7 protein-coding genes and 1 pseudogene are annotated in these 5953 nt (G+C 30.3%); 5 read left to right on the plus strand and 3 right to left on the minus strand.

Annotated elements, in window-relative coordinates; translation table 11 throughout:
* From ACIQ2I_RS07410 to ACIQ2I_RS07425, 4 genes are all read left to right on the plus strand, one after another.
* Positions 1 to 1491, plus strand: a 1491-nt coding sequence (locus tag ACIQ2I_RS07410) for a hypothetical protein (protein WP_396181787.1), incomplete at its 5' end; no start/stop codon positions are given.
* The gene (locus ACIQ2I_RS07415; RefSeq protein ID WP_396181788.1) at positions 1492 to 2160 is read left to right on the plus strand and encodes a queuosine precursor transporter; all 669 of its coding nucleotides are present in this window, start codon (positions 1492 to 1494) and stop codon (positions 2158 to 2160) included. It begins immediately after the preceding gene.
* A complete protein-coding gene (locus ACIQ2I_RS07420) occupies positions 2153 to 2710 on the plus strand; it encodes a DNA-3-methyladenine glycosylase I (protein WP_396181789.1) in 558 nt (185 codons plus the stop codon). Before ACIQ2I_RS07415 ends, ACIQ2I_RS07420 begins: the two co-directional genes overlap by 8 nt.
* Positions 2711 to 2797: 87 nt before the next feature.
* Complete coding sequence (locus ACIQ2I_RS07425) at positions 2798 to 3013, plus strand: VF530 family DNA-binding protein (protein ID WP_396181790.1); 216 nt, start codon at positions 2798 to 2800, stop codon at positions 3011 to 3013.
* Between the two features lie 81 nt (positions 3014 to 3094).
* On the opposite strand, the gene aat is transcribed toward ACIQ2I_RS07425, so the two are convergent.
* The 3 genes from aat to ACIQ2I_RS07440 all read right to left on the minus strand — a co-directional run bounded on the left by aat (position 3095) and on the right by ACIQ2I_RS07440 (position 5122).
* Positions 3095 to 3730, minus strand: a complete 636-nt coding sequence (gene aat / locus ACIQ2I_RS07430) for a leucyl/phenylalanyl-tRNA--protein transferase (protein WP_396181791.1) — start codon at positions 3728 to 3730, stop codon at positions 3095 to 3097.
* 123 nt (positions 3731 to 3853) lie between these two features.
* Complete coding sequence (locus tag ACIQ2I_RS07435) at positions 3854 to 4234, minus strand: DUF3127 domain-containing protein (protein WP_396181792.1); 381 nt, start codon at positions 4232 to 4234, stop codon at positions 3854 to 3856.
* A gap of 12 nt (positions 4235 to 4246) precedes the next feature.
* Positions 4247 to 5122 (minus strand): flavin reductase family protein, encoded by an 876-nt coding sequence (locus ACIQ2I_RS07440; RefSeq protein ID WP_396181793.1) that lies wholly within the window; start codon positions 5120 to 5122, stop codon positions 4247 to 4249.
* A gap of 200 nt (positions 5123 to 5322) precedes the next feature.
* Here ACIQ2I_RS07440 and ACIQ2I_RS07445 point away from each other — a divergent pair.
* Positions 5323 to 5953, plus strand: a pseudogene (locus ACIQ2I_RS07445) (sensor histidine kinase); the annotation flags it as partial.

Below are 5953 nucleotides of genomic sequence, written 5' to 3' on the forward strand. Positions count from 1 at the left end.
TACGAAGTTTTGGCTACAAAACCTAAAAGTACGCAAGCTATTAAGTATAAAATTGTACTTAAAAAAGGCGAATATTACACATTAACTACTTTGGTAGATAAAAATTATAAAAATGATAATCCGTTTATAGAAAAAGTTTTTAATTCTTTTAAAGTGGACGATGCTTCAATTACTTCAAGAACTTTTTTTGAAAATAAATTCAGCATTTTTGAAGAAGATTTAAATAGCGAACATGATAGTATTCGCTATTCAGCAATAAAATCATTTAACAATTTAACTATTGAAGAATCGGATTTTTCCAAAATTAAAAACCTTTTAGAAAATTTTGAGTTTCGTAAAGAAGAAACGGATTTTAAGGGCGATTTATTTGAGAGTATTGGGTCTTTAAAATCTCCAGAAGTACTTCCTTTTTTAGAGCAAGCTTATAAAAAACAAGATGTTTCAACTCAAACACAATTTTCAATTTTACGTGCTTTGGCTTTACAAAAAAGTAAAGTGGCATATAAAAAAATCGCCGAATTATTAGACTACGATTTGCCAATTTCAGAAAATTATGTAATTTCTGGTTTGTTTAATATATTTATGTCAGACCTTGAAAATTCACAAGTTTTATATCCAAATATTTTAGAATATTATAGTATAAACGAATTTCATGAACCAATAGTTAAGTTTGTTCAGGTGTTATTAAATTCAGAAAAAGTAACTGCCAAAAAACTGAAATCTTATAAAAAAATGTTGCTTACCAATGCGAAACTAGAATACAAACGTTTGGTAAGTTGGAAGTCTGATAAGGAGGCTAGTAACACTGAAGATGATAATAATTATGATGAAGAAAATGGTGCACCTGTGGAAGCTTTCAATAGTTATTTGTCTATTTTATATTCCTACAAAAACGAAAAAGACATACGACAATTGTATGAAAAAGCAGAAAAATTAAATATCGACGATTTAAATGTAGTTATTGCTAACCGTGAATTGGCCAGAAATAAAAAACTGGATAAGCGTATATTAGAAAAATTAATAAGTCAGCCAAAAACAAAATATACAGCTTTCCAAATGCTATATCACAATAAGCAAACAGAAGAATTAACTGCATTTAGTAAAGATAGTATTGTAAAGAATGCCATTCATTATTATGAAGATTTTGATAAAAAAAAGGATTCTATTGTGTTAATGAATGAAAAAATTGTCACGCATAACGATAAAAAAATATCTTATTTCTTTTATAAGAAAATTAATATTGAAGCCGATTCTTATGGAAAAAATTCTGAAAAGTTGACCGCAATTGCTTTTGTTCATGATGAAAATAATCAATTAAATCTAAAAGCTTTTAGAAGGTTTGATGATGAAAAAATTATTGATGATAAAGAAATTGATCAAAAAATAAAAAACATGATTAATGAATCGCTAAATGACAATCATCTACGAGTAAATTTTTCAAGTAATCCAGCGGAAGAAAATTACGAGGAAGAGGTATATTACGACGAATAAATGTTAAGAACCAAAAAAGAAATAGTATATGTTGTATTGGCAGGTATTTTTATTACAAATGCCATTACTGCCGAGCTTATTGGAGGTAAATTAATTCAAATTGGTCCTTTTGTACTAAGTATGGGTATTTTACCTTGGCCAATTGTGTTTATTACTACCGATTTAATTAATGAATATTTCGGAAAACAAGGCGTGAAAAGACTCAGTTATATCACAGCAGGTTTAATTGCGTACTGTTTTGTAATTTTGTTTTTTTCGATGAAAATTCCTGAAGCAAAAGGCATCAGCCCGGTTTCTAATGAGCAATTTACTGCTGTTTTTGGTCAAAGTAATTTAATTATTGTTGGTTCTATTTTTGCTTTTTTAGTGGCACAATTTTTAGATGTTACTCTTTTTAGCTATTTTAAAAAGAAAACAGGAGAAAAAATGATATGGCTCCGAAGTACAGGATCTACAGTAATTTCACAATTAATAGATTCTTTTATTGTGGGAGGAATTGCCTTTTATTTACCAGGAATTTGGAATACCAAACAATATGTAGAATATTCTTTAACGGGGTATTCATTCAAATTAATCATTGCAATTTGCTTAACGCCATTAATTTATTTAGGTCATTTTTTAATAAATAAATATATACATAATAACGAAAAGCCAGTAGTAAATGATTAAGAAACGTTGTGCTTGGTGCGAAAAAACGGATTTATACAAAGACTATCATGATAACGAATGGGGAAAACCTGTTTATGATGATGCTACTTTGTTTGAATTTTTAATCTTAGAAACGTTTCAAGCTGGTTTAAGTTGGTATACGGTTTTGGTAAAACGAGATAATTTCAGAAAAGCTTTTGCAGGTTTTGATGTGCAAAAAGTTGCCAATTTTACCGATTACAAATTGCAAGTTTTAGCTGAAGATGTTGGATTAATAAGAAACAAATTAAAAATTAAAGCGGCGGTAACCAATGCACAAGCTTTTATAAAAGTGCAAGAAGAATTTGGCAGTTTTTCAAAATATATTTGGGCTTTTGTAGACAACAAACCAATTGATAACAAACCAAAAACATTAAGTGAAGTACCAGCAACATCAGAAATTTCGGATAAGTTAAGCAAAGACTTAAAAAAACGCGGATTCAAATTCGTCGGTTCCACAGTAGTTTATGCGCATATGCAAGCCACAGGAATGGTAAACGATCATGTTGCAACTTGTTGGTTGAGAAGTTAGATTTTAGTCTCGGCCTCCGTTTTTCGTTAAAAATTATTTTTATCTTTACCATAATTTGTAAATCCCAAATCGTAAATCTCAAATCAAATGGATCCACTTCACGGCATAACCTTAAAAACCATACTCGAAAAATTAGTCGATTATTATGGTTTTGATACGCTTGGCGAATTGATAAAAATAAAATGTTTTAATGAAAATCCAACCATTAATTCTAGTTTAACATTTTTACGAAAAACCGAATGGGCTCGAAAAAAAGTGGAAGAATTATATCTGAGAAGTTTGAAGAAATTTGATGCGAAATAAATTGGTGATAATTTGTGAAAATCTGAGTTTTAACAAAACTCCGTGATTCTCAGTGTTGTTTTGTGCATCTCTGTGTAACTTTTAGCTTTTCAAAATCGCTAAAAATTCCGCTCTTTCAATTTCAATGCATCCCAAACTTTCTAAATGATTGTTGTGTACTTGGCAATCTAAAAGTTTGTAGTTTGCCATTTCTAGTTGTTTTGCCAAATAAATAAAAGCGACTTTACTAGCATTTGGTACTTTTGAGAACATGCTTTCTCCGCAAAAAACATTACCTAAATCAATTCCATATAAACCACCGACTAACTCGTTATTTTGCCAAACTTCTACGCTTTTGGCATAACCTAATTCATTTAGTTTACAATATGCCTCTACAATTTCATTAGAAATCCAAGTGCCATTTTGGTCTTTTCTTGGCGCCTTCTGACAATTGGAAATCACTGTTCTAAAATTTGTATTAAAAGTAACTTGAAATTCATTTCGAATAATCACTTTTTTCATAGTTTTCGTAATTCGTAAACGCTCAAAAAATAATACCATCCTTTTTTTTGGACACCACCAAAGTTTTGGTTCATCAGCATCATACCAAGGAAAAATGCCATTTTGATACGCTAAAAGTAAACGCTCTGAAGATAAATCTCCGCCGACAGCAATAATGCCTTCAGTGGATGTTTCTGAAGAAGGAGGAAAATAAAGTTCAGTTGTTAAAAAATACATTCTTTTAATTTCTATGACAATTTCAAAATTTAATTTCAAAAAAATTCCAAACTCCTAATTTATCTTATAAAAGAATTTTGGAATTTGGAATTTAATTTTTGGAATTTACTTTTTAATCGAAGATTAAAAAGGTAAATCGTCGTGTTCTTCTTCTTTAAAGTCGGTTGCAGGAGCAAATGCTTCAGCAGCAGGAACCGGAGGCATTTCTGGCGAATTGGAAGGAGCTGCATTTGCTAATCTTTCAATTCTCCAACCTGTAATGGTATTAAAATGTTTTACTTCCCCTTGAGGTGACGTCCATTCTCTACCTCTTAAATTGATAGATACTTTTACTTGTTCACCAACATGGTAGGAATTTAAATCATCCACTTTTGCTTGTTGAAATTCAACCGAAATATGTTGTGGGTACTGCTCTTCAGTAGTAACTACTATTTCTCTTTTTTTAAATGAAGCACTTACGTCTTGTGTTGCTCCAATCATTTTAATTCTTCCAATAACTTCCATAATTCTCTTAATTTATTTTTGTGCTAATAACAATTTCCAAGCGTTTAAAACTTGATTGTTGTCTAAATATTCTTTTGCTTTTTTAAATTTCGTATCAAAATCGTCTGAACTTAAAACGGCTTTTACCTCAAAATTTTCTTTTACAAATATAGTAATTTCTTCTTCATTTGGAATAATTTCTATATTTCCTAATTTTCCTAAATCATTTCCATCAAAATAACCACTTTCTTTAATGAAATTTGGAATCATATCTACACCAATACCTAAGGTATTTAATGGTTTTTCCACTTCAAATAATCCCTCATTTGCGCGACTGTACCAATTGCCACCTAAACGTGAAACTACATCAATTTTGTGTTGGTCAATCATTTGGTTTTCGTCTAAAACACTTTCATGAATGTGAATTTTTACCACTTCGCAAATCACTAAATTTCCAGCACCACCTTCAGTCCCTAATGCAATAATATCGTTTACTATACATTCAAACTGCACTGGACTTTCGGCCACTCTGTATGGCGCTACAATATCTGATGGCAGCATAGTAAATCCTGCTTTTTTAAATTCATTAACACCCTCTGGATATTCGGTGCTTGACAAACTCATTTGTTGCACCATGTCGAAATTTACAATATTAATTACAACTTCGTTGGTGTCTTGAGCGTTTATCAAAGTATGTTTTATAGTATTATTTCGTACACGTCTGGCAGGCGAAAAAATTAAAATGGGTGGGTTACTACTAAACACATTAAAAAAACTAAAAGGCGATAAATTCGGATTTCCATCAACGTCCATTGTACTTGCAAACGCTATTGGTCTGGGCGACACAGCAGTTTGCAAATAGCTTTGTAGTTTTACTGGCGATATTTCTTTCGGATTGATGCTTAACATAAATGGTATTTTTTACAAATATAAAGCAAATCAATCAATTGAAATGATATTTTTTTTAACAAATGTTAGCCATTTTTTTGTCACGAATTTTCGAAACTAATTTATAATTTCGACTCGATAATTCGTGAGATGATTAAAAAACTAATCACTAATTACTAATTACTATTCACTTTTTCTTATTTTTACTCAAAATACTTTATATGCAGTTTTCTGAAAAAAGAAATCTTACACGTTGGATCATTATTTTTTCATCGTTTTTAATAGCTTCCTTAATTTTATGGAACACCTATGTTTTTTTCCAAACGTTTAAAGAAGAAGAACGCAATAAAATGGAACTTTGGGCAACAGCATTGAAGAACCTAAGAAATGCCGATGTAGATGCCGATATTGAATTACCAACTTTTATTATTGAAAACAATAAAAACATTCCATTAATACTTACAGATAAAAAAGGAAAAATTTTAAGTAATTTAAACCTGGGAGAAATAGAAAATGATAGTGTTAAAGTAAAAGAATTTTTAAATAAAATTAAAAACCAGAATAAACCAATTAAAGTCCAATTCGCAACGAACGATTATCATCTGGTGTTTTACGGCGATTCTCCAATTTTAAACAAATTAAAGTATTATCCAATTGCCTTATTGTTAGTAGCATTTTTATTTGGTGGAGTGGTGTATAACTTTTACCGTGCCACAAAAATGGCAACTCAAAACAAGCTGTGGGCTGGAATGGCAAAGGAAACAGCGCACCAAATCGGAACACCATTATCGTCATTAATTGGATGGTTAGAATTACTGAAATTAGAAAATGTTGATGAAAATACTATAGATG

Origin of the sequence: Flavobacterium sp., from assembly GCF_044368995.1 — a bacterium.
Lineage (GTDB): Bacteria > Bacteroidota > Bacteroidia > Flavobacteriales > Flavobacteriaceae > Flavobacterium.

What these genes read in the sequence shown, in the direction of transcription:
- ACIQ2I_RS07420 (WP_396181789.1), top strand. Translation starts at nt 2,153, where the DNA reads ATGATTAAGAAACGTTGTGCTTGGTGCGAAAAAACGGATTTATACAAA.
- aat (WP_396181791.1), bottom strand. Translation starts at nt 3,730, where the DNA reads ATGTATTTTTTAACAACTGAACTTTATTTTCCTCCTTCTTCAGAAACA.
- ACIQ2I_RS07425 (WP_396181790.1), top strand. Translation starts at nt 2,798, where the DNA reads ATGGATCCACTTCACGGCATAACCTTAAAAACCATACTCGAAAAATTA.
- ACIQ2I_RS07415 (WP_396181788.1), top strand. Translation starts at nt 1,492, where the DNA reads ATGTTAAGAACCAAAAAAGAAATAGTATATGTTGTATTGGCAGGTATT.
- ACIQ2I_RS07440 (WP_396181793.1), bottom strand. Translation starts at nt 5,122, where the DNA reads ATGTTAAGCATCAATCCGAAAGAAATATCGCCAGTAAAACTACAAAGC.
- ACIQ2I_RS07435 (WP_396181792.1), bottom strand. Translation starts at nt 4,234, where the DNA reads ATGGAAGTTATTGGAAGAATTAAAATGATTGGAGCAACACAAGACGTA.